Source organism: Yoonia sp., from assembly GCF_030731595.1.
Classification (GTDB): Bacteria; Pseudomonadota; Alphaproteobacteria; order Rhodobacterales; family Rhodobacteraceae; genus Yoonia.
In genome coordinates this window covers 42,348-66,431 of record NZ_JANQTS010000106.1, presented here as the reverse complement: position 1 = coordinate 66,431, position 24,084 = coordinate 42,348, and the positions used below count along the sequence as shown (strand labels likewise).

The window sequence follows — 24,084 nt, the reverse complement described above, 5'->3', positions numbered from 1 at the left end:
AGCCCCCTGATGAAGCTGATGTTCTGGACCGGATTTTGGGTGTTTCTGATCGACCAGATCACCAAGTATTACGTTGTGCATTGGCTTGGGCTGATCAACGAGGCAGACGGCCGGATCGAAGTCTGGCCACCCTTCCTTGAATTCCGCATGGCATGGAACCGGGGCGTGAACTTTGGGCTTTTTGCCGATTACGACATGCGCTGGGTGCTGATCGGGGTCGCATTCGCGATCACCGGCGGAGTGATCTGGTGGCTGAACCGGATCGGCGGGACCAAATGGGTCTATATTTCGGGTGGTTTCCTGATTGGTGGGGCAATGGGCAATGTGATTGACCGCTTCTTTTACGGGGCGGTTGCGGATTTCCTCAATATGTCCTGCTGCGGGATCAACAACCCCTATGCGTTCAACGTGGCCGATATCTCGATCTTTATCGGGGCGATCGGGCTGGCGTTTCTGGCCGATGACAAAAAGAAAGCTGCGTGACCTCGCGCTGGCCATGCGATAGACAATGCGGACACATCTTAGGAATTTCGCGATGCGCAAGCTCACTTTCTCAGCTCTGGCCCTGATTTTGGTTGCTGCCTGCGGCAATACCGACCGCCCCTTGCGTGATCTTCAATCTGCTGGTGGTGGCCCTGACCCCTTTGCCGTCATCCCTGTTGGCGCATTGGAAATTCCGGCGTCACGTGACCTGCCGACCCCAACACCCGGGGGTACAAACCGCACTGATCCCACGCCAAACGCCGACGCTATTGCCGCTTTGGGTGGCTCTGCTGCGGCGCAAGTGGCCGGAGGCATCCCCGCCAGCGATGCCGCACTCGTTGCACAAGCAAGCCGCTATGGCGTTGACCCAAATATCCGGAGCGTCTTGGCGGTTGCAGATAATGCGCGGCTGGAACGGGCGCGCCGCTCGAATATCTTTAACCCGCTTGGGCGCGACCGGTATTTCCCCGCCTATGCCGGTCAGGCGCTTGACGCTTTTGCCGAGCTGGAACGGTTGCGGGCCCTTGGCATTCGCGTTCCCACGCCACCAGCAGCGCAATAACCAAACCTCACAACACCGTATGGTGACTTGAACAAAGCGCAATCAGGCGTAGGTATCTGGGCAGCAATATCAAAAAGGGTGCCCATGACACGTTTGTTTGCCGCCTTCGCCGCAATAGTGACTGCATTTGCGGCTCACGCTGAAGAAGTCACAACCTACACGCTCGACAACGGGATGGAGGTCGTCGTCATCGAAGACCACCGTGCGCCTGTCGTCGTGCATATGGTCTGGTACAAGGTCGGATCAGCGGATGAACCGGTCGGAGCATCCGGCGTCGCGCATTTCCTTGAGCATTTGCTGTTCAAAGGCACTGACGTTCTGGCACCGGGCGAATTTTCCGCGACTGTCGCGGCCAATGGCGGCAGCGATAATGCCTTCACCAGCTATGACTATACCGCCTATTTCCAGCGGATCGCAGCAGACCGGCTGGAACTGATGATGCAGATGGAAAGTAACCGGATGAATAACCTCCGGATCACCCCGGAAGATGTCGAGACCGAAAGACAGGTCATTCTGGAAGAACGCAACCAGCGTACAGAAAACAACCCCAACGCCCTTGCGCGCGAGCAATTCAACGCGGCCCTGTTCCAGAACCACCGCTATGGCGTGCCCATCATCGGCTGGAAGCACGAGATGGAGCAGCTTGATCTGCAAGACGCGCTTGATTTCTACGACCTTTACTATTCGCCCAACAACGCAATCCTTGTTGTGGCCGGTGATGTGGAACCCGAAGAGGTACTGGCCCTTGCCAGACAGTATTATGGCGTGATCCCTGCCGAAGAGCACCTTCCGGTGCGCGAACGCCCGCAAGAGCCGCCACAACGCGCCGAGCGGCGGATCACCTATGTTGATGCACGTGTCAGCCAGCCCTTTTTGATCCGCAGCTACCTTGCGCCGGAACGCGACCCCGGTGCGCAAAGTGAAGCGGCGGCACTGGTCTATCTGGCCGAACTGCTGGGCGGGTCGCCTTTTACCTCGGCACTTGGTCAGGCACTGCAATTCGACAGCCAGACTGCGATCTACACCAATGCTTCTTATGATGGTTCGCGGCTTGATGATGGGACATTCTCCTTTGCCGTAGTGCCCGCCGAAGGGGTGACACTGTCAGAGGCCGAAGCAGCGATGGATGAGGTCATCAACGCCTTTATGGAGGCAGAGATTGACCCCGCGCGCATGGACAGCATCCGCACCCAACTGCGGGCCTCGGAAATCTATGCACTTGATAACGTGGACGGTTTGGCGCGGCGCTATGGCGCTGCACTCACCCAAAGCCTGACCATCGCGGATGTGCAGGCATGGCCGGATATTCTGCAAGCCGTGACCGAAGAGGATATCAAGGCTGTCGCAGCCAAGGTCTTCAACCGTGATCAGGCCGTCACCGGCTGGGTCGTTTCCAGCCAAGAGGAGGCACGTTGATGCTTCGAATACTGATAACTGTGTGCTTTGCGCTGGTCACAACAACCGCCCAGGCTGAAATTGACATCAAGCAGGTCACTTCGCCCGGTGGCATCAACGCATGGGTCGTCGAAGAACCCGCAATTCCTTTCATCGCGCTTGAGATCCGCTTTCGCGGCAGTTCCTCGCTTGATCTGCCCGGCAAGCGGGGTGCCACAAACCTGATGGCCGCACTGCTTGAAGAAGGCTCCGGCGACATGAACGCGCAGGAATTCCAGACAGCGCTCGAGGCACTTGCCGCCAGCTTTAGTTTTCGGGCGCTTGATGACACCCTGTCGATCTCGGCACGCTTCCTGACAGAAAACAAGGCCGAAGCGCTCGCCTTGTTGCGCCAAGCGCTGATCGAACCCCGCTTTGACCAGGATGCATTGGACCGCGTGCGTCCACAGGTCCTGTCAGGCATCGCAAGCGACGCCAAAGACCCCAATTCTATCGCCAGCGCTGCCTTTGACGCCGCCGCTTTTGGCGATCATCCCTACGGTTCTGCGATCGACGGAACGGTCGAGAGTGTTAGCGCATTGACCCAGCAGGATATGTTCGATGCACACCGCAACGCATTGACCCGCGACCGTCTGTTTGTATCCGTTGTCGGCGACACCACAGCCGACGCCGTCGGTGCCATTCTGGATGATCTACTGGGCGACCTGCCCGCCGAAGGTCCTGTTCTACCGGATGATGTGGCTTTCGGGCTTGAGGGCGGTGTCACGGTGATCGAGTATGACACCCCTCAAGCAGTAGCACTTTTTGGGCAGGCGGGCCTAAAGCGGGATGACGAAGACTTTTTTGCCGCGTTTGTCATGAACCATGTGCTGGGTGCTGGCGGATTTGAATCGCGGCTTATGACGGAAGTGCGCGAAAAGCGCGGGCTGACCTATGGGATCGGAACGTACCTCGTGCCCAAGTTCCATGCCGAAATGTTGCTGGGTTCGGTGGCATCCTCCAATGCGACGATCGCGGAGGCGATAGAGGTTATCCGCGGTGAATGGGCGCGCATGGCCAACGAAGGGCTGAGCGCGGAGGAATTGGAAGTCGCCAAAACCTATCTGACAGGCGAATATCCTTTGCGGTTCGATGGCAACGCAGAGATCGCGAAGATCATGGTTGGTATGCAGATGGTCGGTTTGCCACCTGAATATGTGGTGGACCGGAATGATTTTGTGAACGCCGTCACGCTCGAAGACGTCAACCGCGTGGCCGCTGAACTCCTCCAGCCTGAGGCGCTGCACTTTGTGGTCGTGGGCAAGCCGGAAGGCTTGGAAAGCACACAATAGCAGCTAAAATACTGATCTGAGCGGGGAAACTGCAGGGCGGCAAACCCGCCTTTTCCCCTCGCAGAATCGGCGCTTCCCATGCTACACCTTGTGGCATGGCCATCGCAGACCCCCAGATAAAGCCTCGTCCGGTCATCCGGCAGCTTGATGATGCCGCAATCAACCGGATTGCGGCGGGTGAAGTGCTGGAACGCCCCGCTTCGGCGGTCAAGGAATTGATCGAGAATAGTATCGACGCTGGTGCAAGCCGGATCGAAGTCATGATCGCCGATGGCGGCAAGACACTGATCCGCGTGACTGACGATGGCTGCGGGATGTCACCCTCTGACCTGCCGATGGCCCTGTCACGCCATGCCACTTCAAAAATCGACGGGTCTGACCTTCTGAATATCTCGTCTTTCGGTTTCCGTGGTGAGGCGCTGCCTTCGCTGGGCGCTGTTGGGCGGCTTTCGATCACCTCCCGCGCGGCGGGTGAAGACGCCGCAAATATCGCTGTCGCCGGTGGGCGGGCGGAAGGGGTCAAACCTGCGGCGCTCTCAGCCGGCACCGTGATCGAGTTGCGCGATATGTTCTACGCCACGCCAGCGCGGTTGAAGTTTCTGCGGACCGATAGGGCCGAGGCACAGGCCGTCACCGAAGTCGTCAAGCGCCTTGCCATGGCAGAACCTTTCGTGACCTTCATCCTGCGCGATGTGTCTGGCGGCGATGACCGCACAACATTCCGCGCTGACGCAGAAACCGGCGATCTTTTCGAGGCGTTGCACGGCCGCTTGCGCACTGTTCTGGGCAAGGATTTTGCCGAAAACGCCCTGCGGATTGATGCAGAGCGTGACGGGTTCCACCTCACGGGCTATGCCGCCCTGCCCACCTATTCGCGGGGTGCCGCGGTCGCGCAATACCTTTGCGTCAACGGGCGGCCTGTGCGGGACAAAATGCTGCTTGGCGCGTTGCGCGCCGCCTATATGGATGTGCTTTCGCGCGACAGGCATCCTGTTGCGGCGCTTTTTGTGGATTGCGATCCCACGCTCGTAGATGTGAACGTCCACCCTGCGAAATCCGAAGTCCGCTTTCGCGACCCCGGCACTGTGCGGGGTTTGATCGTCTCTGGCCTGCGTCACGCTTTGGCAGAAGCAGGCCACAGAGCATCGACCACGGTCGCAAACGCCACCTTGGGCGCGATCACGCCCGAACCGACGACTCCACGCGTCTATCAAATGGACCGGCCCAGCTTTAGCGCGCGTTCTTTGACGTTTCAGGCGCAGGCGCCCGGCTTTAGCGAAACCGCGTCTGCCCGCATTGAACCTGTGATCGACGATGTCGCCGATCATCTGCCCTTGGGGGCTGCGCGGGCGCAGATCCATGAAAACTATATCATTGCGCAGACCGAAAAAGGGATCGTGATTGTCGATCAGCACGCCGCCCACGAGCGTCTGGTCTATGAGAAGCTCAAAGCGCAGATGGCCGTGAATGGTGTCGCGGCACAGGCATTGCTGATCCCAGAAATTGTCGAACTATCCGAGGGTGAATCAGCACAACTGATGGAAATCGCAGACGATCTGGCCCGTCTGGGCCTGACCATCGAACCCTTTGGCGGCGGTGCAATCGCTGTGCGCGAAACACCTGCGATCTTGGGCGAGGTTAATGCAGAGGCCATGATCCGCGACATCCTTGATGAACTGGCCGATCAAGGCGACAGCGCATCGGTGAAAGCGCGGATCGAGGCAATTTTGAGCCGGGTGGCCTGTCACGGCTCGATCCGGTCGGGGCGCCGGATGCAAGCGGCCGAAATGAACGCGCTTTTGCGCGAAATGGAAGCAACACCCCTGTCAGGGCAATGCAACCACGGCAGGCCCACCTATGTTGAACTCAAGCTGGCCGATATCGAACGGCTTTTCGGGCGCACATGATCCAGATTGGCGAGACAATTATTGACCTGAGCGATCCAACCGTGATGGGCGTGATTGCAGCCGTCATCACGGCACTTCTGGTGCTGATCCTGCTTTTCATGTCGGTCCGCCGCGCGGGTAAATCCACAGAAGCCGTGCAGTTCGTGGCCACACAAGTCGGGCGCTTGGCGCAAGATGTGCAGCTTTTGGGGCAGGGGCAGCATCAGCTTGCCGGCAACATCCAGACGGTCAGCGATGCGCAGGCCAATGCGCAAGTGCATGTCGTGCAAACCATGGAGGCGCGACTGGCTGAAGTGCAGGCGCAAATGGCAGAGCGACTGGCTGACAATGCCCTGCGATCCGCGCGGTCCTTGGCCGAGATGCAGGAACGGATGAAAGAAACCCTGAGCGGGTCATCGGAAAAGACCACAAAGAGCCTCACCCAATTGCAAGAGCGGCTGGCGACGATCGACAGGGCGCAAACCAATATCGAAAAACTGTCTGGCGACGTGCTGTCCTTGCAGGATATCTTGTCGAACAAACAGCGGCGCGGGATGTTTGGGGAAATCCAGCTGACCGATATTGTGTCCAAAGCCCTGCCCAGCGATAGCTATGCTTTGCAGCACACCCTTTCCAACGGCAAGCGGGCGGACTGTCTGGTGCATTTGCCAAATCCGCCGGGCCCCATTGTAATTGACGCGAAATTCCCGTTCGAGGCCTATGAGGCCTATGCCGCTGCCGAAACCCCGCCCCAGCAACAGGCCGCACTGCGCGATCTGGGCAATGCCGTGCGCAAACACATCAAGGACATCAGCGAACGCTACATCATCGAGGGCGAAACCGCTGATGGCGCGATCATGTTCCTGCCCTCCGAGGCGGTCTATGCCGAACTGCACGCGCGTCTGCCCGAGGTCGTGCGCGCAGGGTTTGATGCCCGCGTCTGGATCGTATCACCCACCACCTGCATGGCAACGCTGAACACAATGCGCGCGATCCTCAAGGATGCCCGCATGCGCGAACAAGCCGGCGAAATTCGCAAGGCGCTACGCCTGCTGCATCGCGATGTGGAAATCATCGGCGAAAAGGCGGGCAAGCTGGAAATACACCTGCGGCAAGCGGGCGAGGATGTTTCCGGCGTCCTTACTGCCGCAACGCGCGCGGGCAAGCGCGCGGACCGTCTGGACAACTTTGATTTCGAAGAACTGGCACCGGATGAGGCGTCAAGCGTCGTGCCCATGATTTCGCCAAAACTGTAGGATAGACCAATGCAACAACGTGTGATCATGACGGCAGGCGCAGGCGGGATCGGGCGGGTGATGGCGCTAGCCTTTGCCGCGCAAGGCGCGCGCGTTCACGTGTGCGATCTGGACGAGGCCGGTCTGGGCTCTGTTTCCCAGACTGACGGCATTGTTGGTGCGCGCGTTGATGTGGCTGATGAGGCCGCGATGGATGCATGGTTGCAATCGGCGCTTGATGATATGGGTGGCTGCGACGTGCTGGTGAACAATGCGGGCATCGCCGGGCAAGCGGGGCCGATCGAAGACCTGAGCCTTGCCGACTGGAAAACCTGTCTTGCGATCAATCTGGATGCGCAAATGCTGACCTGCCGCAAAGTAGCACCCGTCATGAAACGCCAGAAGTCCGGCGTCATCATCAATATGTCTTCGACATCGGGGCTTTTCGCGGTGCCGTTCCGCGCGCCCTATGTTGCCGCCAAATGGGCGGTGATCGGGCTGACGAAAACGCTGGCGATCGAGTTGGGGGCTTTCGGTATCAGGTGCAATGCAATCTGCCCCGGCGCTGTCGAAGGCGACCGGATGGACCGGGTGCTTGCCGCAGAGGCTCAGGCTAAAGGCGTGACACCTGAACAGGTCTATAAGGACTATGCATCAGGCACATCACTGCGGCGATTTGCCAAAGCGGATGAAATCGCAAGCATGTGCCTGTATCTGTCTTCGGATGCTGCCCGGTTCGTTTCGGGTCAGGTGATTGCCGTGGACGGCAATACAGAGACCTATCACATCTGATATCGAAAAAGGCCCCGGATTTCACCGAGGCCTTTCCAATAAACTCAAACCGCAATGCGACTTAGATATTCATGAATTTCTGTGCCAGTCTTGGCATCAGACCATTGAACCGCAATGGCGCATCGGTCGCGGCAAGGCAGATACAATCAAGGCCTGCTTCGGCGACAGGTGTATGGTTCATATCTTCGTTTGCGACCTCGACGTCACCCGCGGCAAAACGGTCACTCTCATCGACAAAAGCACCTTGCAGAACAAGGGTCAATTCCGTGCCGTGGTGTCCGTGATCAGGCACCGCAGTTCCAGCAGGAATACGCAACAGCCGCACGCTGGCTTCGTCAGAAGTCTTAAGGATCATCTGGCTTACGCCGCCGCCAACCTTGCGCCATTTGACGCTTTCAAGATCGCCGTTCACATAGGACTGCAACGGCGCAGGGAAAATACCGCCCGCGGTCTTTTTTGCGGGCGCTTCCTCAACGACGCCACGATCAATCAACGCCAGCGTCGCGTTCAAGGCGTCTTCGGCGACCGCGACCGGCGCACCGCTCATCATCACCTCGCCGCCGACAGCGTCGTATTCGGCCAATGCGGCGCGGCAGCTATCACACATCGAAATATGTGTAGCGACCACAAGGTTGAATGCCTCTGGCAACGTGCCCGCAGCATAGCCCATCAACAAGGGGCCGGTCAGATGGTGTTTAATCTTACTCATTTCAGTCATCACTTCATTGCGTGGCGCAAACGATCCAGCGCCAATCTTATCCTCGATTTGATCGTCCCCAAAGGTAGTCCGGTTTCGGCGGCAATCTCGCTATGGCTCAATTCACCAAAGTAGGCGCGTTCGATTAGTCTTCTTTGTTCTTCCGGCAACGTGGCCAAGGCCCGCCCGAGTTGTTCTGTTTCTTGTTGCAAGCCCATCGCATCGGCCGCTTCCGGCTCTGCTTCGGGGCCCCATGGCAGGTCTTCTGGTTCGGGCCGGCGCTGCTTGCGCAGCAGATCGATCTTGCGGTTCCGGGCGATTGTGAAAATCCATGTGGAAACACTTGCCTTGGTCGGATCGAACAAATGGGCCTTGTTCCAAAGGGTCGCCATCACCTCTTGCGTACATTCTTCTGCCAGATCCGGGCTGGCCCCCGATTTCATCAAAAATGACTTCACGCGCGGCGCGAAGTGACCAAACAGCTCTGCAAAAGCGGCTCGGTCCTTATTGTCGCGTACGGCATAGAGCTCTGCGACCCATGCCATACGTTTGGTCGCCACCTCTGCTGTCACCTTCTGTTTCCCTACCTTGCGAAAGAGCTGCGCTGCAGCTCCATCATAGGATGTAACCGCAGACGGTGCATCAGCATTTGCAAGGGCATTGGTATCCGTCAACATATCGTTCATACGGGTCGAAAACCGGGTTGGATCACCAGACAAGAATCTTTTTTGATGATCCACAGAAGTTGTAGAAACGTAAGAGCTAGTAGAAAATAGCCCAAAAGGACGGAGCGACCACGAATGCCATCTGAGACCGGGACGACCGCACCCAAGAAAATCGCGGTTATTGGGGCTGGCATTTCAGGAATGGGCGCAGCGCATGCTTTGGCAAATAACCACCGTGTGGTCTTGTTCGAGGCCGAAAGCCGCCTTGGCGGACACGCGCGGACACGCATGGCAGGCAAGAATGCCGATCAACCTGTCGATACAGGGTTCATCGTTTTCAACTATGCAAATTACCCCCATCTGACAAAGCTTTTTGACGATCTCAACGTCCCCGTCACCAAAAGCAACATGAGCTTCGGAGCCTCCTTTAGCGGTGGCCGGATGGAATATGGGCTTGCGAGCTTGAACGCCCTCTTCGCCCAGCGCAGCAACATCGCCAGCCCGAAATTTCTGCGCATGGTCCGCGATATTCTGCGGTTCAACGCCAAAGGACTGGAAGCCAGCAAGGACGAAACCCTCACTATACGGGAACTGCTCCAGAAACTGGGCCTCAGCAACTATTTCCGCGATCATTATCTGTTGCCATTTTCGGGCGCGATCTGGTCCACGCCCAAGGAAAAGATTCTTGATTTTCCGGCCTATGCCATGATGCGCTTTTTCGACAATCATGCGCTGTTGGGGGCAACAGGCCAGCATCAGTGGTACACCGTTGATGGCGGATCACGCGAATACGTCACCCGCCTTGCCGCCGACATGATGCGACGCGGGATTGATATCCGCTTGGCGTCTCCGATTGATGCGGTCCGCCGTACCCAAGCGGGCGCAGAGGTAAAGACCCAAGGTGCTAACTGGGAAAAGTTCGACGAGGTTGTCTTTGCGACCCATTCTGACGACACACTTGCGATGCTGTCCGACGCGAATGCGGTAGAAAAGTCGATCCTTGGCGCTGTCCGCTATCAACCCAACAAGATCGTGTTGCACTCTGACACGTCTATCATGCCAAAGCGTCGGCAGGTCTGGTCTTCCTGGATCTATTCCGAAGATGCCCAGCGCACCGATACCGAAATTAACCTGACCTACTGGATGAACTCGCTTCAGCCTTGGCTGAAGGGAGAAGATATGATGGTCACGCTCAACACCAACCGCCCGATCCGGGAAGAGCTGATCTGGGATGAGGTCACCCTTCAGCATCCCGTCTATGATCTTGCGGCGATCGCGGCCCAAGACGCGGCGGCGGCCATCAACGGCTCAAACCACACATGGTTCTGCGGAGCATGGATGAAGAACGGCTTCCACGAAGACGGACTTTCCAGCGCCTTGGACGTGGTGAACACGTTGAATGCGGCCCGGTCGATGGACCTTGCGGCGGAGTGACCTCCACCGTTCATCATATCGCAGCGCAGACTTATCACGGGCGTCGCGGTGCGACCAAAAACGCGTTCAAGTATTCGATAGACTACGTCTTGTTGGACGCCGAGACGCCGCAAATCGCGCCAAGGCTTTTCGGGCGCAACAAAGGCGGCCTGATGTCGCTTCAAGACAGCGATCATGGCGGGGCGCCAAAACATGGGATCGGAGCAGCTTGGGTGCGCGAGGTCCTTGCGACCTACGGGATCAACGACGCCAACCGCATTGAACTGCTGGCTCAGCCGCGCGTGTTGGGGCATGTGTTCAACCCTGTCTCGTTCTGGCTGTGCTACAATAGCGAGGACACACTGACCACGGTCATCGCCGAGGTGACGAACACCTTTGGCGACCGGCATTCTTACTTGTGTCGTCATGAAGATGGCCGCGCGATCACCAAGGACGAGACGCTTTCAGCGCAAAAGCTGATGCATGTCTCGCCGTTCCAGCCCATCGAGGGCGGCTATACGTTCCGCTTTGATATCCAACCCGACAGCATCGGCATCTGGATTGACTATACGCGGGGCAATGGCGGTTTGATTGCGACCCTCACAGGCGCGCGCACACCGATCACCAACCGCGCGATCATCAAGGCAGCGCTGCGTCGGCCTTTCGGGTCGCGCCGTGTCTTGGCTTTGATCCATTGGCAAGCGGTCAAACTGTGGTGGAAAGGGGCGACATTCCGGTCGCAACCGGAACCACCCACCGAAGAGGTCAGCAGATGAAAGCCCTGACCGAGAGGCTACCCGCATACACCGGTTTCGCCGCTGTATTGGCGGGGGCTGGACTGCCGATCTATATCTACGCGCCCAAGTATTATGCTGACACCTTCGGGGTCAGCCTGACCGCTCTTGGCACATTGCTGTTTGCGCTGCGGCTTTTCGATGTGATCCAAGACCCGATCCTCGGCTGGATCAGTGAGCGCCTGACCCGCAGCAAGAAGATCGTGATTACGTTAACTGCCGTCGTTCTGGCGCTGTCGATGATCGGGCTCTTTGCCGTGGCCCCGCCCATTGCGCCAATCTGGTGGTTCGGTCTGACCGTGACAGGGTTGTTCACCGCATTCAGCTTTCTGACCATCAACTTCTATGCACAAGGGGTCAGCAAGGCAGGACCCGACCCACAGGGGCACGTGCGTCTGGCAGCATGGCGGGAAAGCGGGGCATTGCTGGGTGTCTGCATCGCAGCGGTGGTCCCCACAGTGCTGATCGGTGTCGTGGCCGACCCCTTTGCCGCATTCGCCTACGGGTTTGCGGCTGTCACTCTGGTTGCTGCTTTCTTTATGTGGCCGGAATGGAAAGACAGGGTCAGCCCCGAACCTTCCCAAATCGGTGACATCATTCGCGACGGGACAGCGCGCAAACTGCTGATTCTTGCTTTGGTGAACGCGACTCCGCTTGCCGTTTCGTCGACGCTCTTCCTCTTTTACGTCGAAAGCAAACTGGGCGCACCGGGCTGGGAAGGCGCACTTTTGGTTCTGTTTTTTCTGGCCGCCGCGCTTTCTTCCCCGCTCTGGTCCGCACTCGCGCGGCGGTTCGGCGAAAAGCCTGTTTTGCTTGTCGCCATGGTGCTTGCGGTCGCCTCATTCGGGTACACCCTGACTTTATCGCCCGGTGATGTGATCCCTTTCGCAGTTATCTGCGTACTAAGTGGAGCAACGATCGGGGCGGACCTTACGCTTTTGCCCGCGATGTTTGCGAAACGCATGGCCGTGATCTCGCCCAATGGGGGGCAAGGGTTCGGCCTTTGGAACTTGGTGAACAAGTTTACGCTTGCCTTCGCCGCGGTGGTTTTGCTGCCGCTTCTGGAACGATCAGGCTTTCAGGCCGGGGCAACCGCGCTCCCTGCCGAGGCCATAACTATGCTGACGCTCCTCTACGCTGGGGTACCGTCGCTTTTGAAACTTGTGGCCATCGGTTTGCTGGTGGCGACGAAACTAGAGGACTAAACGATGTCGTTTATGACCTATATCCTGATTGGTGCTGCACTGATGGGTTTCGCGATGTTCCTCAAGTCGCGCTACGTGTCGTTCTGGGCGCAAAAGTCTGACGACTATGCGGACGGCCCGATCTTTGACATTCGCGAGCGCTTCAACGGACCCATTGTTTGCGAAGGCGTGATCTATGGACCAACAGGGCGTGTCAGCTCGCGTTTTGTCGCTGATTTCGAGGCGTCATGGAACGGGAACGTCGGTACGATGGTCGAGAAGTTCTATTACGATAGCGGACAGGTACAGGATCGGGTCTGGACACTGACACTAGGGAACGATGGCCGCATCAAAGCAGAAGCGCCTGATGTGGTTGGCACCGGACACGGGCAGCAATCCGGCTCTGCGGTCTTGCTGAACTATCGGATCAAACTGACCGAAGAAGCGGGCGGACATGCGCTGGATGTGACGGATTGGATGTACCTGATGTCGAACGGGTCGATCATGAACCGGAGCCAGTTCCGCAAATTCGGGATCAAGGTGGCCGAGCTGGTCGCAACCATGCGCCCCAAAGACAAGGCCTACGCAGGAGAATAACCGTGAAGAACTGGCAAGGAAAACGCTACTGGCTTGTTGGCGCAAGCGAGGGGCTAGGCCGCGAAGTGGCCTTTTGCCTCAGCCGCGCAGGAGCCGAGGTGATTGTCTCTGCCAGATCAGAGGACCGGTTGAAGGAACTCGTCGCAGAATTGCCGGGTAAAGCGACCTATATCACCGTCGATGTGGCTGACCGCGCCGCGGTCGAAGCCGCAGCAGCAGAAGCCGGCGATCTTGACGGTGTGGTCTATCTTGCCGGGGTTTACTGGCCCATGAAAGCGCAAGAGTGGGACAACGAAAAAGCCGACATGATGGGCGAGGTGAACTTCCTTGGTGCGTCACGTGTCGTGGGATCAGTCATCAAGGATATGGTTGCAAAGAATGCAGGGCACATCGTGCTTGTGGGCTCGCTGTCCGGCTTTCGCGGTCTGCCCGGTGCTATCGGTTACTGCTCGTCCAAGGCGGGCATGATGTCACTGGCGGAATCCATGCAGGCCGACCTACGGACCTCGCCCATTGAAGTACAGCTGATCAATCCGGGTTTCATCAAGACGCGGCTGACAGAAAAGAACGATTTCAACATGCCCTTCATCATGTCACCCGAAGATGCCGCGAAAGAGGTATTCGACCACATGAACACAGAACACTTCAAAAAGAGCTTTCCGATGGTGTTCTCATGGGTTTTCCGGCTGTCACAGTTCATGCCGGACTGGATGTACTACCGGCTATTTGGCGCGAAGTAGAACAAAGGCCCGGCAAATCCCTGACCCTGCAGGGTTGAATGAGAATCGTTGAGCGCGAACACAAACGCATTTCCAGAGCCGTCATGATCGACGTTTCCGCGGGAATCAGAGTTGTTTCGCAAAGAGCGGCAACAAGATCATACCCCGAAACATTCCGAAAAAATTGCGGGGATTTCTACGTTTGCAACAACAGTCCGTTTGCATAACATATACTTTTGTAAGGTAGTCACCCCACCGACACCAACTTTATCTTTCATGTATAGTCGTTTTGTTTATTGCTACGGAACGGTTTGTCTCTGGGCCAGAGCGATCGGTAAGAGCCTGTGTTGTTTGAGCTCTGAAGTTAGTTTGAGTAGACGGTAAAAAATGTTGAATTTGGAAGACCTCGATTTGGGGCAGCTCCGAGAGCGGCTTGTTTTGTTGCGATCAGCCATCGTTGAGGACGAAGAGCTTTCGGCTGAACGCGAGGCGATCTGGACTCTGCCAGGATTTGGTGCTGGCGCACGCGTCGCAACCGGTTTTGGGCAGGTCCCTGTAGAAGCGCTGCGCCTGCGTGATCCGGTCAAGACTCGCGACGGGCTGTTTCTTCAAGTGAAGCACATCGACACGATCAGGCTGGATCGGCGTTTTCTCTTGACCCACCCTGACGCGCAGCCCGTAGAAATACCCAAAAACAGTCTGGCAGCAAATGCGCCAAACCGGGATGTCCTTTTGTCGGGAGGGCAGAAAATAAGACTGCCCGGAAGATTGGATCAGACGGTCGGAAAACCAGCCAAGGACTGTGCAGGTGTTGGCAAGGTCCAGCGGAAGCACCAAGGCTATTTCACATATTACGTCTTCCACTGTGGTGAACCATGCGTTGCAAGTGTGGATGGTCTTTGGGTCGATATTGATCCAACTCAGCTTAAGGCACCATAAACGCCAATTGTGCCACATCTCAGAGGCGATCAGATACCTATGAGATATTCAGGCATCCCGTGGCATTTACAGGCCAGTCGTTGCGCGAGGACCTGAAACGGGTATAGTCCTTCACATGAAGCATGTTCCTAAAGAAACCACTGATGATGCCCTTATTCAGGAATTCCTGAACAAAGGCGGCAAAGTGAGCCTTGGCAAAACCAAACCCCTGCCCAGCGCGCTTGGCCTGAGCAACAATCAGTGGAACAACAAGATGACCAAAGAAGAGAAAGCAGCCCGCGATAAGAAGTGACGCCTTTCTTTTTGATCCTGCATCTATGTTGTTGCGCCAGATCAAGGCCTCTCGTGCTATGTTCCCTCATATGAAGACAAAAGGGAGGACGCATCATGCTACCTATTGCAGCAGACAAAGTTGCCGAAGTCATCATTCTGGCCCGCGAGCTTGACCGTGCAGAGAATGAATTTGACGGATTTGTCGATCAACTCAATGACTACGAAAAAGCGGGGCTTGTTGCAATCTTCTGGATCGGGCGCGGTAGTTTTGAACCCGAGGATTTGGCCGAGGCGATTGAAACCGCCGCGCATGAGGCCACGACACCCACGACCGTCTATCTGAAAGGCTCGCCACATCTGGCGGACCATCTGGAAGCCGGGCTGGAAGCATTGGGTATCGACAGCGGTGAGGTTGAAAACGACCTGTACCGTCCCGCTTAAGGTGGCTACTGGCCGACTGCCTTTTCAAACCACTCCTGCGCCCTGCCCCAGACCCCTTGATCCAACTGATCCAGCCTTGCCAGATACGGCAAGAGTTGTGACGCATAATTCTCGCTGCTTTCTGCGGGCAGCATGGATGGAAGGTTATCAATGGCGGCGACATCCAAAACAGGGTGGTCGTGCACACGCAAGGCTGGCTGATCCCAGGTTGTGGTCCGGTCGTAGACCTTGATCGGTGAAAAATCACTATCAGGGTCACAAGCAATGTCGCCAATTACCGACAACCTGCGCAGCGCCACTTTCGCGCTTGCCGGAACAAAGACCGGCGTGCCCGGACGGGCCAGAATACAGTTCAAGAAGATGTCGTGCGCCAGCACTTCAGGGAATGGCCCCCCAGAGGCTGTTTCGGCCATATCCCATTTCGTCGTTGCAACACCCATCGCCTCACACAGATCCGCCGCACCATTACCCACGCGCCCCAATGCTCCAATGATCAAGGCTGTGGGGCGGGCAGTGCCCAAGGCGATCAGATCCTGCTGAAGCGCGATCAACATATGATTGGCACTCGGATAGGCTTTGAGCGGCCCCGCGATCTTCCCGTGCTGCGCCGCCATCCAACAGATCAACGCAACCGCCGCGCCGGCGTAACCTGCCCAATAGCCGAATGCGGCCACCCGACGCCCGTCTGCCTCTGTCAGATATTCCAGATCATAGAGTGTGCCACCACCCGCCAGAAACCGGTCCAGCAAGACGCGGCCCGCAGGCTGACCTTTGTACGCATGGCCGAACATGATGTGCCGATGCCGCAAGGGCGTGCCATCGTCAGGCAGTTCTTTCAGGCCAAAGATCATCGCGTCGATGGGTGCATCGACCCATGAAAACTCTGGCGCAATCGCGCAACCGACTTGCGCATAGTCCGCAATCGGGATGATGCGCTGCTGGCTTTGCTCCACCGTGACCCGGAATCCGGAAGCGATGAGTTTGGCTGCACCTTGCGGGGTCAAACCGACCCGCTCTTCATTTGGGCGGCTTTCGGATCGCACCCAAAGATGCACCATCACAGCATACCTTTTTCAAAGACCGCCTGCACGGACCGTCGCGTGTTCATCTCGTGCTGGAATGCCGCAAGCCGTGTAAAATGCGCAATGTCGACACCGTCGCCGGGCAACCATGTCAGGACAACATAAAGATATGCGTCCGAGAGGACCTCACCTTTGCCAACGGGAAACGGAAGGCTGGAGAGATACTCTTCCAGATAGGCGGCGCATTCGCCCATGCGCTGCGGGACTTTCTTGCGCATATCGGCAAAAGAGCTTTCCTGATCGGCCCATCGTTCCCCCCGCAGGCCGTGCGCGTGATGCGGGTGCATCGTGCCATTCAAATAGGCCATCAGTTCGCGCATCTTGGCGGCCGCAAAAGCGTCGGCAGGAACAAGGCTGGGCACAGCATATTCAAGGATCGCGGGTGTTTCGGTCAAAATCCCCTCCGGCGTCTCCAAAGTCGGGACCCGGCCTTTGGGATTGATCCCGCGATAGTCAGCCTTTGTTTGCTCTGCAGAGGCAAAATCCACGCGGATTGCTTCATAGGGTACACCTGCCTCTTCCAGCGCGATTGCAACGGCCACAGAGATTGTACGGGGAGCGTAGTGCAATTTCAGCAAGGTATCTTCCTTCAGTAATGGGTTCTGGCGTGGACGCGGTCAGCGTCATCCAGATGCGGGATTGCGTTGAAGCTGGCAAGGATCGGTCCCTGGGGGATCACATGCACACGGTGCAGGGAACTGTTCATGATGGGCAACAGGACATGCGCCATGCGGGTTGGATCAAGGTTCAGCAAATGACGGATAATCATTCCGATCACCCCGCCAGAGGTGACGCAGAGAACGCGCACCCCGGGTTGCGCCGCTTCTTGCAGCACGGATGTGACGCGATCCTCGAAGGATGCAAAGGTTTCGACACCTCTAATCTCGGCCCGGTGCCAGGCTTCCATGACCTGCGGGACATGCGCGGCAAAGTCTTCGGGTCCGGGGAAAGGGATGCCATGCACGTCCTCAAGCGCCTGACCCAGATTGAAGTAATCCATTTCATTCAGGCGCGGATCAATCTGCGGATCATCATAACCGATGCCTGCCGCCGTCTCGCGGTGCCGCCGAAGACTGCCAGAGATGACCTTGTCAAAGCTCCCTTCGCGCGTCCGCAGGTAGTCGCCCAGCCATCTGGCTTGTTGATGGCCCAGATCGGACAGCCGATCATAGCTTTCCTCATCCGTTGCGCCGGAATTGGCCTGTCCGTGCCGCACTAAAATGATCTCGCCCATAACGGTCCTCCTGAATCGACAGGGTTAAGATGTCGCCGGTGTCTTGGCAACGACTCAAAATCACTGATCCGGGTACCATTCTGCGGGCCAAAGCATCGATAAATCCTTGAAATTCCTGTCACATCGCTCACACACCCGCGAGTTCAAAGAAATAATCAGTCCTCACAAAAACGCGCCCGAATGAAACTTGTGATCGGCTGAAAAATAATGATCTGATTTGTGGCCCGTGAAAGGCCGCTGATGCACATTGAAGCGGGTGTTTCTGTGCAGTAGCGCACCGAGAGGTCCAATTGGGTCTTTCGGCCCCGTGTCAAGGACCGCGCGACATCACATTGATCACCGTTTTCGTGATCGGACTGGCCCTTCACGAACGGCCCCGAATGCCCAATCTTCTACTCATCAACAGCGGCACAGATCGCCGCATAACTTCAACCCACCGCGGTTATCCCGCCGCACAAACAAACTTAAAGGAACTCAATCATGTCCATTAAATCAATCGCACTTATCGCCGCTACAATCGCTGCAACTTCTACAGCTGTGTCTGCCGACAACTACTTTGCTTTCGGCGAGCGGCTTGACAGCGCCTCTGTTCTTGACCTGGGTCTGGTCCGGTCCGAATCCGCTGGCGTCGTAGAAATCTATGATTTCAGCAAAGGTGAAATCGGCAAACTGCTTGGCACAGAAATGGTCAATGCTGGCGCAAACCCAGATGTCCGCGTTAACGTCGGTCAGCGTCCGGCACAGGATGTCATCGCACTGCTGAAAGTAGACGGCCAGACCGTTGCACAGCGCGATTTCGACATCGTCCGCTAAGACCGGAAGACGTCCCCCTTCCTGTCCCCGAGGCCGGCACCTGTCATAGGTGTCGGCCTTTTTCGTTCATTCACACACGCTGACTCTTGTTAACAGATTCTTAGCGTGGGATTGTGACCCTCAAGAGCAGATAAATTCGAACCAGCAGGGTCCCCATTGTCCACCGCAACGCTTCTGAGTGACGTTTTCGGCTTTGATGCCTTCCGCCCCGGACAGCAGGAGATCGTGGAAGCTGTGATCGCAGGCGAAAACGCCCTTGCGATCATGCCCACTGGCGGCGGTAAATCGCTGTGTTTTCAACTACCCGCCTTGGTGCGAAACGGTGTCACTGTCGTCATTTCCCCGCTCATTGCGCTGATGCGCGATCAGGTGCGCGGGTTGCGCGAGGCCGGGGTCGAGGCAGGGGCGCTGACATCCGGCAATACCCAAGAAGAAACCGATGCAGTTTGGGAGGCGCTGGAGGCTGGCACGCTGAAGCTGCTTTATATGGCACCCGAGCGCCTTGCCTCTGGTGGCACGATCAACATGCTGCGCCGTGTCGGTGTGAGCCTGATCGCGGTAGACGAGGCCCATTGCGTCAGCCAATGGGGCCATGATTTCCGCCCCGATTATCTGCGCATCGGCGAGTTGAAGCGCACGCTTGATGTCCCGCTGGCCGCCTTTACCGCCACCGCCGATGCCGAAACCCGTGAAGAGATTGTCGAGAAACTGTTCGGTGGCGTGCAACCTGCTACTTTCCTGCGCGGCTTTGACAGACCGAACATTCATCTGGCCTTTGCGGTCAAGGACGGGCCGCGCAATCAGATCCTCAACTTTGCCGCCGCCCGCAAAGGACAGTCAGGGATCGTTTATTGTGGCACGCGGGCCAAGACAGAAACCCTTGCAAAAGCGCTGGGTGACGCGGGGCATAGCAGCTGCCATTACCACGGCGGGATGGAGGCCGAAGACCGCCGCATCGTCGAACGGCGTTTCCAGCAAGAAGACGGTTTGATCGTCTGCGCCACCGTCGCCTTTGGCATGGGGATCGACAAACCTGATATCCGCTGGGTCGCCCATGCCGACCTGCCCAAGTCCATCGAAGCATACTATCAGGAAATCGGCCGCGCTGGCCGTGATGGCGCACCTGCCGAAACGCTCACGCTCTTCGGGCCCGACGACATCCGTTATCGTCGCCAGCAGATAGACGAAGGGCTGGCCCCGCCCGAACGGCGTGCGGCAGATCATGGGCGGCTTAACGCGCTGCTAGGATTGGCAGAGGCGCTGCGCTGTCGTCGTCAGAACCTGCTGGAATACTTCGGCGAAAGCCCTGGCCCCTGCGGCAACTGCGATCTGTGCGACAAACCCGCCGAGGTATTTGACGGAACCACCGCCGTGCGTATGGCGCTGTCTGCCGCTCTGCGGACTGACGAATGGTTCGGCGCAGGGCATCTGATCGACATTCTGCTGGGCAATCAAACCGACAAAATCCAGCAACGCGGGCATGATAACTTGCCTACATTTGGCGTCGGAAAAGACTATGACAAACGCCAGTGGCAGGCGATCTTTCGGCAGATGATGGGGCATGATCTGTTGCGCCCCGATGGGGAACGGCATGGCGCCTTGCGGATGACCGAACATGCCCGCCCCATTCTGCGCGGCGAGGCCACGATTGAACTGCGGCGCGATACGATCAAGGCAGCCAAGGGCACTGGTCCAAAAGTCCGCATGATGGTCAGCGAAGAAGACGCACCATTGCTTTCGGCGCTCAAGGCCAAACGGCGCTATCTGGCCGAACAGGCCAATGTGCCGGCCTATATTATCTTCAACGACCGCACCCTGATCGAAATGGCTGAAAAGCGGCCGATGACACTGGACCAGATGGCGCATATCGGGGGTGTCGGTGCGAAAAAGCTGGAAACCTATGGGCGCGATTTTCTACAGGTTATCGCAGGTGCCGTCGAAGACGTGCACCCGATGCGCCGCAAACTGGCGGGGCGGGATGAAGGCGCGCTCTATGATCGACTTATGGAAGTTCAGGCCGCACTGAACCGTGGCCCGCATGGTGTGGACAAACCCATGAGTTGCTCTGCCTCGATGCTGGCCAAGGTCGCGCAACTGCGCGGCGCAGATATGCATAACCTCACCCGCGTCATCGGCGACAAATATGCAGAGCGGTTTGGCGATGCGTTTCTGGAAGTGCTTGAAGGACATTAGGCGCAAAGCTGCAACTTAATCCGTCATCACCTTGCCCCCGAGCGGCGGCAAAGGTTTCATCCGGCTTTGCCCCAGTCGCGGATGCAAACGGCCCGAGATCAGCCACGCCACCGCGCAAAAGCTCCCCGCTGCGGCAAAAATGCCTGACAGGGGTGCGACCAGCAGGACGAGCCAGGCCACCCCCGGTGTCAGGATGCCCGACACGTCCCGGAAAGAGGAATAAATCGCCGACATCTCGGTCCGCTCTGACGGCTTGACGGCCATAAGAAACGGCAGTCCCGCGCAGATATCCAGCAGGATCAGGAAGAAACTGCCGATAAAGAGACACGCGATCACAATCGGGGCGGGCAGCAAACCCGTGCCGGCCAAGGTGAACAGAATGGCGCAAGCCAAGAACCCAGTACGGACCGAATAGCGGATCGAGCGGGCCTGCATCCACCTCAGCAGCAAGGGGGATGAAAACAAGGCGGCATTCGTGATGGACAGCAACGCGCCACCCAACTGATCACTCATCCCGTTCTCCACGGCATAGATCGGCAAATAGACCACATAGGCCCACCAACCACAGGACCGGATCACCGCAAACAACCACCCCGCAATCAGGCGAGGTTGCTGGAAAAAGCGCCCCAAATAGGCCAGCGGGTTCGGTGCGGGCTGGCGCGCGCGCGTAATCAGCTTTCCATTGCCCATACGCATAGAGACAAAAGCGCCCAGCATGACGCCAGCCGAAGCGCCCGAGATCAGAAATGGCAAGGGTGGCCACCATCCCCACATCAGCACACCCAAGACGGGCCCCACGGTCCAGCCCAGCGCAGAATAAAACATGCGCAATGTCTCGCACTTGCCCAGTTCGATGCGGGCGATGTAATCCATCACATAGGCATTAAAGCAAACAAAGGTCGTGACGGTCGCCAGCGAATGCATGACCAGCGCAAGCACGATCATCTCGGGCGTGCCAATCATCGCGATACCTGATCCCGCAACATAGCCCGCCGCCCCAATCGCATACATCCAGCGGCGTTGAATGAAGCGGGTCAGGAAGGGGACCAAAAGGCCCACCGCCAGCGAAAACAGTCCGATCACAAAGTAGATGGAACTGATTACTGCGGCATCCGGCAAGGCCGTGTAGACAGCAACCGGAAAGACCGAAATCAGGATACCACGCGTGACCGCCTCAAAGCCTGCGAGTGTCGCAAATCCACGCACAGAGGGTGCAGGGGCATGGCGGAGCCATTCAGGTATGCGTCGTTCAAACATTTTGGATAGTCCGGAAATTCATCCGCCACTCTCTGCTTAAATCAGAGGCAGTCTGTCCATGAAGCGACATTTTCCGGTAAATGCGACAACAGCTTGACCCACCCGCCGTGCCCGACTAGCAAACGCGAACTTTCATGAAGGGTAAGATCATGGCGCGCAGACGCAAGGGACGGGATATTTCAGGCTGGCTGGTGGTTGATAAACCCGCCGGGATCACCTCCACCGCTGTGGTCAACAAAGTGCGCTGGGCGCTGGATGCCAAGAAGGCAGGCCATGCGGGCACGCTTGATCCCGAAGCAACCGGCGTGCTGGCAATTGCCTTGGGCGAAGCCACAAAAACCGTCCCCTATATCACCGATGCGCTCAAGGCATACGTCTTTACAGTGCGTCTGGGCCAAGCCACCAATACAGACGATGCAGAGGGCGAGGTGATTGCCCACTCCGACCTGCGGCCTGATGACGAGGCGATCAAGGCTGCCCTTGGTGCATTTATCGGCGACATCATGCAGGTCCCGCCGCAATTCTCCGCAGTAAAGGTCGATGGCGAACGCGCCTACAAGAAAGCCCGCGACGGCGAAGAAATGGACCTCGCCGCCCGCCCGCTCTGGGTCGAGGAGCTGCTTTTGGTGGATCGTCCCGATGCGGATCATATCGTACTGGAAATGACCTGCGGCAAAGGTGGCTATGTCCGGTCCATCGCCCGCGATCTGGGTGAAGCGCTTGGTTGCAAAGCCCACGTCAAATCCCTGCGCCGGATTTGGTCCGGGCCGTTTCAGGCCACCGATGGCATCACGCTGGACCAAGTCGATGCGCTCGCCAAGACCCCCGAACTCGAAGCCCATGTGCAGCCCTTGGAGATTGGCCTTGCCGATCTGCCCGAGGTGCGCTGTTTGGCCGAAAGCGTGGCCAAGCTGCGTAATGGCAATCCTGGGTCGGTGATTGCCACCGGTGTGGACTACGGCGAAGAGGTCTGGGCCTCTTACGAGGGGCAAGCCATCGCCGTTGGCACCTATCGCGGTGGCGAATTGCAGCCATCGCGCGTTTTCGTCGTCTAGGTGATCACCCGGACGCATATCAAAGACGACGCGCCCTCGACCGCGACCTATTCCGATTGCGAACGCTACCGCTATGCACTGACCCGCACTTGGGACCCTAAGGGTCTCCGGGTACTTTTCGTCATGCTCAACCCGTCGAAGGCGACCGAGGTGCAGAATGATCCGACGGTCGAGCGCTGCGAAAGACGCGCACGCGCCTTGGGCTTTGGCGCGTTTCAGGTGACAAATATCTTTGCATGGCGCGATACCGATCCCTTCGAAATGCGCAAGGCCAGCGATCCGGTTGGTCCGGAGAACGACCGGTTCATTCTGGAAGGGGCCGCATGGGCCGACCGGATCATCGCAGCATGGGGTACCCACGGCGCGCATCTGGATCGGGGGCCAAAGGCCGCCGCACTACTGCGCGGGACTGGCAAGCCGCTCTACACACTGGGCCTAAGCAAGCATGGGCATCCCAAACACCCGTTGTACATCAGTTACACTCAGCAACCGCTGCTCTGGGAGCGGAGTTGAGCCCTACAAGCCATTAACCATCCAGTCAGATTCCGGCGGAACGACCGCCCCCCATGTGCTACCTAATCGCGTCAAAGGTCGGGGGCGGCTAGATAGTGGATGAGTTGGCAAGATGCTTGCGATATTGGGATTGATGGGTGTGGCGATCACAGTCTTGGCTGTCCTGGACACAGATGACGTCACGGAAAATACGCCGGAACATGATTCAGAGAAAGATCCATTTCCAGACGATACGGTCCAGCCTATCGATCAGTTGCTGGATCCTGGCGACAAAGACACTGTGGTTTTCGCTGGCGATACCGACGATAAGGTTCTGACAGGTCCCGGAAACGATTACCTCGATGGTCAGGACGGGAACGACTGGCTGTCAGGTGGTGCGGGTGACGACATACTGCAAGGGGGGCGCGGTGACGACATCCTTGAGGGCGGCACCGGGGATGATGTGTTGAATGGCCATGTCGGCAACGACATTCTTGGCGGTGGCGACGGCGATGATGCGCTCAATGGGGGAGACGGGGATGATCTCTTGAT

26 protein-coding genes are annotated in these 24,084 nt (G+C 57.6%); 20 read left to right on the top strand and 6 right to left on the bottom strand.

The window, feature by feature from the left end; translation table 11 throughout:
* The first annotated feature begins 9 nt into the window (after nucleotides 1-9).
* The 7 genes from lspA to NWQ23_RS13315 all read left to right on the top strand — a co-directional run bounded on the left by lspA (nucleotide 10) and on the right by NWQ23_RS13315 (nucleotide 7,684).
* The gene (lspA, locus tag NWQ23_RS13345) at nucleotides 10-483 is read left to right on the top strand and encodes a signal peptidase II (RefSeq protein WP_306166868.1); all 474 of its coding nucleotides are present in this window, start codon (nucleotides 10-12) and stop codon (nucleotides 481-483) included.
* Between the two features lie 52 nt (nucleotides 484-535).
* A complete protein-coding gene (locus NWQ23_RS13340; RefSeq protein WP_306166867.1) occupies nucleotides 536-1,045 on the top strand; it encodes a DUF3035 domain-containing protein in 510 nt (169 codons plus the stop codon).
* Nucleotides 1,046-1,129: 84 nt separating this feature from the next.
* Nucleotides 1,130-2,461, top strand: coding sequence for a pitrilysin family protein (locus NWQ23_RS13335; RefSeq protein ID WP_306166866.1), 1,332 nt, complete (start codon nucleotides 1,130-1,132; stop codon nucleotides 2,459-2,461).
* Nucleotides 2,461-3,771 carry a pitrilysin family protein gene (locus NWQ23_RS13330; protein ID WP_306166865.1) on the top strand — a complete coding sequence of 437 codons (1,311 nt, stop codon included), beginning with the start codon at nucleotides 2,461-2,463 and terminating at the stop codon, nucleotides 3,769-3,771. The genes NWQ23_RS13335 and NWQ23_RS13330 overlap by 1 nt, the downstream gene beginning before the upstream one ends.
* 95 nt (nucleotides 3,772-3,866) lie before the next feature.
* Nucleotides 3,867-5,678, top strand: a complete 1,812-nt coding sequence (gene mutL, locus NWQ23_RS13325) for a DNA mismatch repair endonuclease MutL (RefSeq protein ID WP_306166864.1) — start codon at nucleotides 3,867-3,869, stop codon at nucleotides 5,676-5,678.
* Nucleotides 5,675-6,913, top strand: a complete 1,239-nt coding sequence (locus NWQ23_RS13320) for a DNA recombination protein RmuC (RefSeq protein ID WP_306166863.1) — start codon at nucleotides 5,675-5,677, stop codon at nucleotides 6,911-6,913. Before mutL ends, NWQ23_RS13320 begins: the two co-directional genes overlap by 4 nt.
* Before the next feature lie 9 nt (nucleotides 6,914-6,922).
* Complete coding sequence (locus NWQ23_RS13315) at nucleotides 6,923-7,684, top strand: SDR family oxidoreductase (RefSeq protein WP_306166862.1); 762 nt, start codon at nucleotides 6,923-6,925, stop codon at nucleotides 7,682-7,684.
* Nucleotides 7,685-7,745: 61 nt separating this feature from the next.
* On the opposite strand, the gene NWQ23_RS13310 is transcribed toward NWQ23_RS13315, so the two are convergent.
* Nucleotides 7,746-8,393, bottom strand: a complete 648-nt coding sequence (locus NWQ23_RS13310) for a ChrR family anti-sigma-E factor (RefSeq protein ID WP_306166861.1) — start codon at nucleotides 8,391-8,393, stop codon at nucleotides 7,746-7,748.
* 8 nt (nucleotides 8,394-8,401) lie between these two features.
* On the bottom strand, nucleotides 8,402-9,058 hold the full coding sequence (locus NWQ23_RS13305; protein WP_372340134.1) for a sigma-70 family RNA polymerase sigma factor: 657 nt from the start codon (nucleotides 9,056-9,058) through the stop codon (nucleotides 8,402-8,404).
* Between the two features lie 123 nt (nucleotides 9,059-9,181).
* Between NWQ23_RS13305 and NWQ23_RS13300 the strand changes: the two genes are divergently transcribed.
* The 8 genes from NWQ23_RS13300 (at nucleotide 9,182) to NWQ23_RS13265 (ending at nucleotide 15,406) form a co-directional block, all read left to right on the top strand.
* Nucleotides 9,182-10,480: an NAD(P)/FAD-dependent oxidoreductase gene (locus tag NWQ23_RS13300; protein ID WP_306166860.1), complete on the top strand. Its 1,299-nt coding sequence runs from the start codon at nucleotides 9,182-9,184 to the stop codon at nucleotides 10,478-10,480.
* Nucleotides 10,477-11,235, top strand: a complete 759-nt coding sequence (locus NWQ23_RS13295; protein ID WP_306166859.1) for a DUF1365 domain-containing protein — start codon at nucleotides 10,477-10,479, stop codon at nucleotides 11,233-11,235. Before NWQ23_RS13300 ends, NWQ23_RS13295 begins: the two co-directional genes overlap by 4 nt.
* On the top strand, nucleotides 11,232-12,458 hold the full coding sequence (locus NWQ23_RS13290) for an MFS transporter (protein ID WP_306166858.1): 1,227 nt from the start codon (nucleotides 11,232-11,234) through the stop codon (nucleotides 12,456-12,458). Before NWQ23_RS13295 ends, NWQ23_RS13290 begins: the two co-directional genes overlap by 4 nt.
* A 3-nt stretch (nucleotides 12,459-12,461) precedes the next feature.
* Complete coding sequence (locus tag NWQ23_RS13285; RefSeq protein WP_306166857.1) at nucleotides 12,462-13,034, top strand: DUF3833 domain-containing protein; 573 nt, start codon at nucleotides 12,462-12,464, stop codon at nucleotides 13,032-13,034.
* Between the two features lie 2 nt (nucleotides 13,035-13,036).
* On the top strand, nucleotides 13,037-13,774 hold the full coding sequence (locus NWQ23_RS13280; RefSeq protein ID WP_306166856.1) for an SDR family NAD(P)-dependent oxidoreductase: 738 nt from the start codon (nucleotides 13,037-13,039) through the stop codon (nucleotides 13,772-13,774).
* Nucleotides 13,775-14,140: 366 nt separating this feature from the next.
* Nucleotides 14,141-14,692, top strand: coding sequence for a Hint domain-containing protein (locus tag NWQ23_RS13275; RefSeq protein ID WP_306166854.1), 552 nt, complete (start codon nucleotides 14,141-14,143; stop codon nucleotides 14,690-14,692).
* Between the two features lie 115 nt (nucleotides 14,693-14,807).
* Complete coding sequence (locus NWQ23_RS13270; RefSeq protein WP_306166853.1) at nucleotides 14,808-14,984, top strand: hypothetical protein; 177 nt, start codon at nucleotides 14,808-14,810, stop codon at nucleotides 14,982-14,984.
* Nucleotides 14,985-15,079: 95 nt separating this feature from the next.
* Entirely contained in the window at nucleotides 15,080-15,406 is a 327-nt protein-coding gene (locus NWQ23_RS13265; RefSeq protein ID WP_306166852.1) for a DUF3775 domain-containing protein, read from the top strand.
* A gap of 5 nt (nucleotides 15,407-15,411) precedes the next feature.
* On the opposite strand, the gene NWQ23_RS13260 is transcribed toward NWQ23_RS13265, so the two are convergent.
* From NWQ23_RS13260 to NWQ23_RS13250, 3 genes are read right to left on the bottom strand one after another with little or no spacing between them, the layout of a single operon-like run.
* Nucleotides 15,412-16,464, bottom strand: a complete 1,053-nt coding sequence (locus tag NWQ23_RS13260) for a saccharopine dehydrogenase (RefSeq protein WP_306166851.1) — start codon at nucleotides 16,462-16,464, stop codon at nucleotides 15,412-15,414.
* A complete protein-coding gene (locus NWQ23_RS13255) occupies nucleotides 16,464-17,066 on the bottom strand; it encodes a glutathione S-transferase family protein (protein WP_306166850.1) in 603 nt (200 codons plus the stop codon). Before NWQ23_RS13255 ends, NWQ23_RS13260 begins: the two co-directional genes overlap by 1 nt.
* An 11-nt stretch (nucleotides 17,067-17,077) precedes the next feature.
* Entirely contained in the window at nucleotides 17,078-17,722 is a 645-nt protein-coding gene (locus NWQ23_RS13250) for a histidine phosphatase family protein (protein ID WP_306166849.1), read from the bottom strand.
* Between the two features lie 480 nt (nucleotides 17,723-18,202).
* Here NWQ23_RS13250 and NWQ23_RS13245 point away from each other — a divergent pair, with 480 nt between their 5' ends.
* Together NWQ23_RS13245 and recQ are read left to right on the top strand one after the other, a co-directional pair.
* Nucleotides 18,203-18,535 carry a hypothetical protein gene (locus NWQ23_RS13245; protein ID WP_306166848.1) on the top strand — a complete coding sequence of 111 codons (333 nt, stop codon included), beginning with the start codon at nucleotides 18,203-18,205 and terminating at the stop codon, nucleotides 18,533-18,535.
* Between the two features lie 156 nt (nucleotides 18,536-18,691).
* Nucleotides 18,692-20,728: a DNA helicase RecQ gene (gene recQ / locus NWQ23_RS13240; RefSeq protein ID WP_306166847.1), complete on the top strand. Its 2,037-nt coding sequence runs from the start codon at nucleotides 18,692-18,694 to the stop codon at nucleotides 20,726-20,728.
* 15 nt (nucleotides 20,729-20,743) lie between these two features.
* Here recQ and NWQ23_RS13235 read toward each other — a convergent pair whose 3' ends face one another.
* Nucleotides 20,744-21,985, bottom strand: coding sequence for an MFS transporter (locus NWQ23_RS13235; protein WP_306166846.1), 1,242 nt, complete (start codon nucleotides 21,983-21,985; stop codon nucleotides 20,744-20,746).
* A 149-nt stretch (nucleotides 21,986-22,134) separates the two neighbouring features.
* On the opposite strand from NWQ23_RS13235, the gene truB reads away from it, so the two are divergent.
* The 3 genes from truB to NWQ23_RS13220 form a co-directional block, all read left to right on the top strand.
* Nucleotides 22,135-23,040, top strand: a complete 906-nt coding sequence (gene truB, locus NWQ23_RS13230; RefSeq protein ID WP_306166883.1) for a tRNA pseudouridine(55) synthase TruB — start codon at nucleotides 22,135-22,137, stop codon at nucleotides 23,038-23,040.
* Entirely contained in the window at nucleotides 23,041-23,553 is a 513-nt protein-coding gene (locus NWQ23_RS13225) for a DUF1643 domain-containing protein (protein WP_306166845.1), read from the top strand.
* Nucleotides 23,554-23,665: 112 nt separating this feature from the next.
* The coding region (locus NWQ23_RS13220; RefSeq protein WP_372340131.1) for a calcium-binding protein at nucleotides 23,666-24,084 on the top strand (419 nt) is incomplete at its 3' end.

What these genes read in the sequence shown, in the direction of transcription:
- lspA (WP_306166868.1), top strand. Translation starts at nt 10, where the DNA reads ATGAAGCTGATGTTCTGGACCGGATTTTGGGTGTTTCTGATCGACCAG.
- NWQ23_RS13340 (WP_306166867.1), top strand. Translation starts at nt 536, where the DNA reads ATGCGCAAGCTCACTTTCTCAGCTCTGGCCCTGATTTTGGTTGCTGCC.
- NWQ23_RS13335 (WP_306166866.1), top strand. Translation starts at nt 1,130, where the DNA reads ATGACACGTTTGTTTGCCGCCTTCGCCGCAATAGTGACTGCATTTGCG.
- NWQ23_RS13330 (WP_306166865.1), top strand. Translation starts at nt 2,461, where the DNA reads ATGCTTCGAATACTGATAACTGTGTGCTTTGCGCTGGTCACAACAACC.
- mutL (WP_306166864.1), top strand. Translation starts at nt 3,867, where the DNA reads ATGGCCATCGCAGACCCCCAGATAAAGCCTCGTCCGGTCATCCGGCAG.
- NWQ23_RS13320 (WP_306166863.1), top strand. Translation starts at nt 5,675, where the DNA reads ATGATCCAGATTGGCGAGACAATTATTGACCTGAGCGATCCAACCGTG.
- NWQ23_RS13315 (WP_306166862.1), top strand. Translation starts at nt 6,923, where the DNA reads ATGCAACAACGTGTGATCATGACGGCAGGCGCAGGCGGGATCGGGCGG.
- NWQ23_RS13310 (WP_306166861.1), bottom strand. Translation starts at nt 8,393, where the DNA reads ATGAGTAAGATTAAACACCATCTGACCGGCCCCTTGTTGATGGGCTAT.
- NWQ23_RS13305 (WP_372340134.1), bottom strand. Translation starts at nt 9,058, where the DNA reads ATGTTGACGGATACCAATGCCCTTGCAAATGCTGATGCACCGTCTGCG.
- NWQ23_RS13300 (WP_306166860.1), top strand. Translation starts at nt 9,182, where the DNA reads ATGCCATCTGAGACCGGGACGACCGCACCCAAGAAAATCGCGGTTATT.
- NWQ23_RS13290 (WP_306166858.1), top strand. Translation starts at nt 11,232, where the DNA reads ATGAAAGCCCTGACCGAGAGGCTACCCGCATACACCGGTTTCGCCGCT.
- NWQ23_RS13285 (WP_306166857.1), top strand. Translation starts at nt 12,462, where the DNA reads ATGTCGTTTATGACCTATATCCTGATTGGTGCTGCACTGATGGGTTTC.
- NWQ23_RS13275 (WP_306166854.1), top strand. Translation starts at nt 14,141, where the DNA reads ATGTTGAATTTGGAAGACCTCGATTTGGGGCAGCTCCGAGAGCGGCTT.
- NWQ23_RS13270 (WP_306166853.1), top strand. Translation starts at nt 14,808, where the DNA reads ATGAAGCATGTTCCTAAAGAAACCACTGATGATGCCCTTATTCAGGAA.
- NWQ23_RS13265 (WP_306166852.1), top strand. Translation starts at nt 15,080, where the DNA reads ATGCTACCTATTGCAGCAGACAAAGTTGCCGAAGTCATCATTCTGGCC.
- NWQ23_RS13260 (WP_306166851.1), bottom strand. Translation starts at nt 16,464, where the DNA reads ATGGTGCATCTTTGGGTGCGATCCGAAAGCCGCCCAAATGAAGAGCGG.
- NWQ23_RS13250 (WP_306166849.1), bottom strand. Translation starts at nt 17,722, where the DNA reads ATGGGCGAGATCATTTTAGTGCGGCACGGACAGGCCAATTCCGGCGCA.
- NWQ23_RS13245 (WP_306166848.1), top strand. Translation starts at nt 18,203, where the DNA reads ATGTCCATTAAATCAATCGCACTTATCGCCGCTACAATCGCTGCAACT.
- NWQ23_RS13235 (WP_306166846.1), bottom strand. Translation starts at nt 21,985, where the DNA reads ATGTTTGAACGACGCATACCTGAATGGCTCCGCCATGCCCCTGCACCC.
- truB (WP_306166883.1), top strand. Translation starts at nt 22,135, where the DNA reads ATGGCGCGCAGACGCAAGGGACGGGATATTTCAGGCTGGCTGGTGGTT.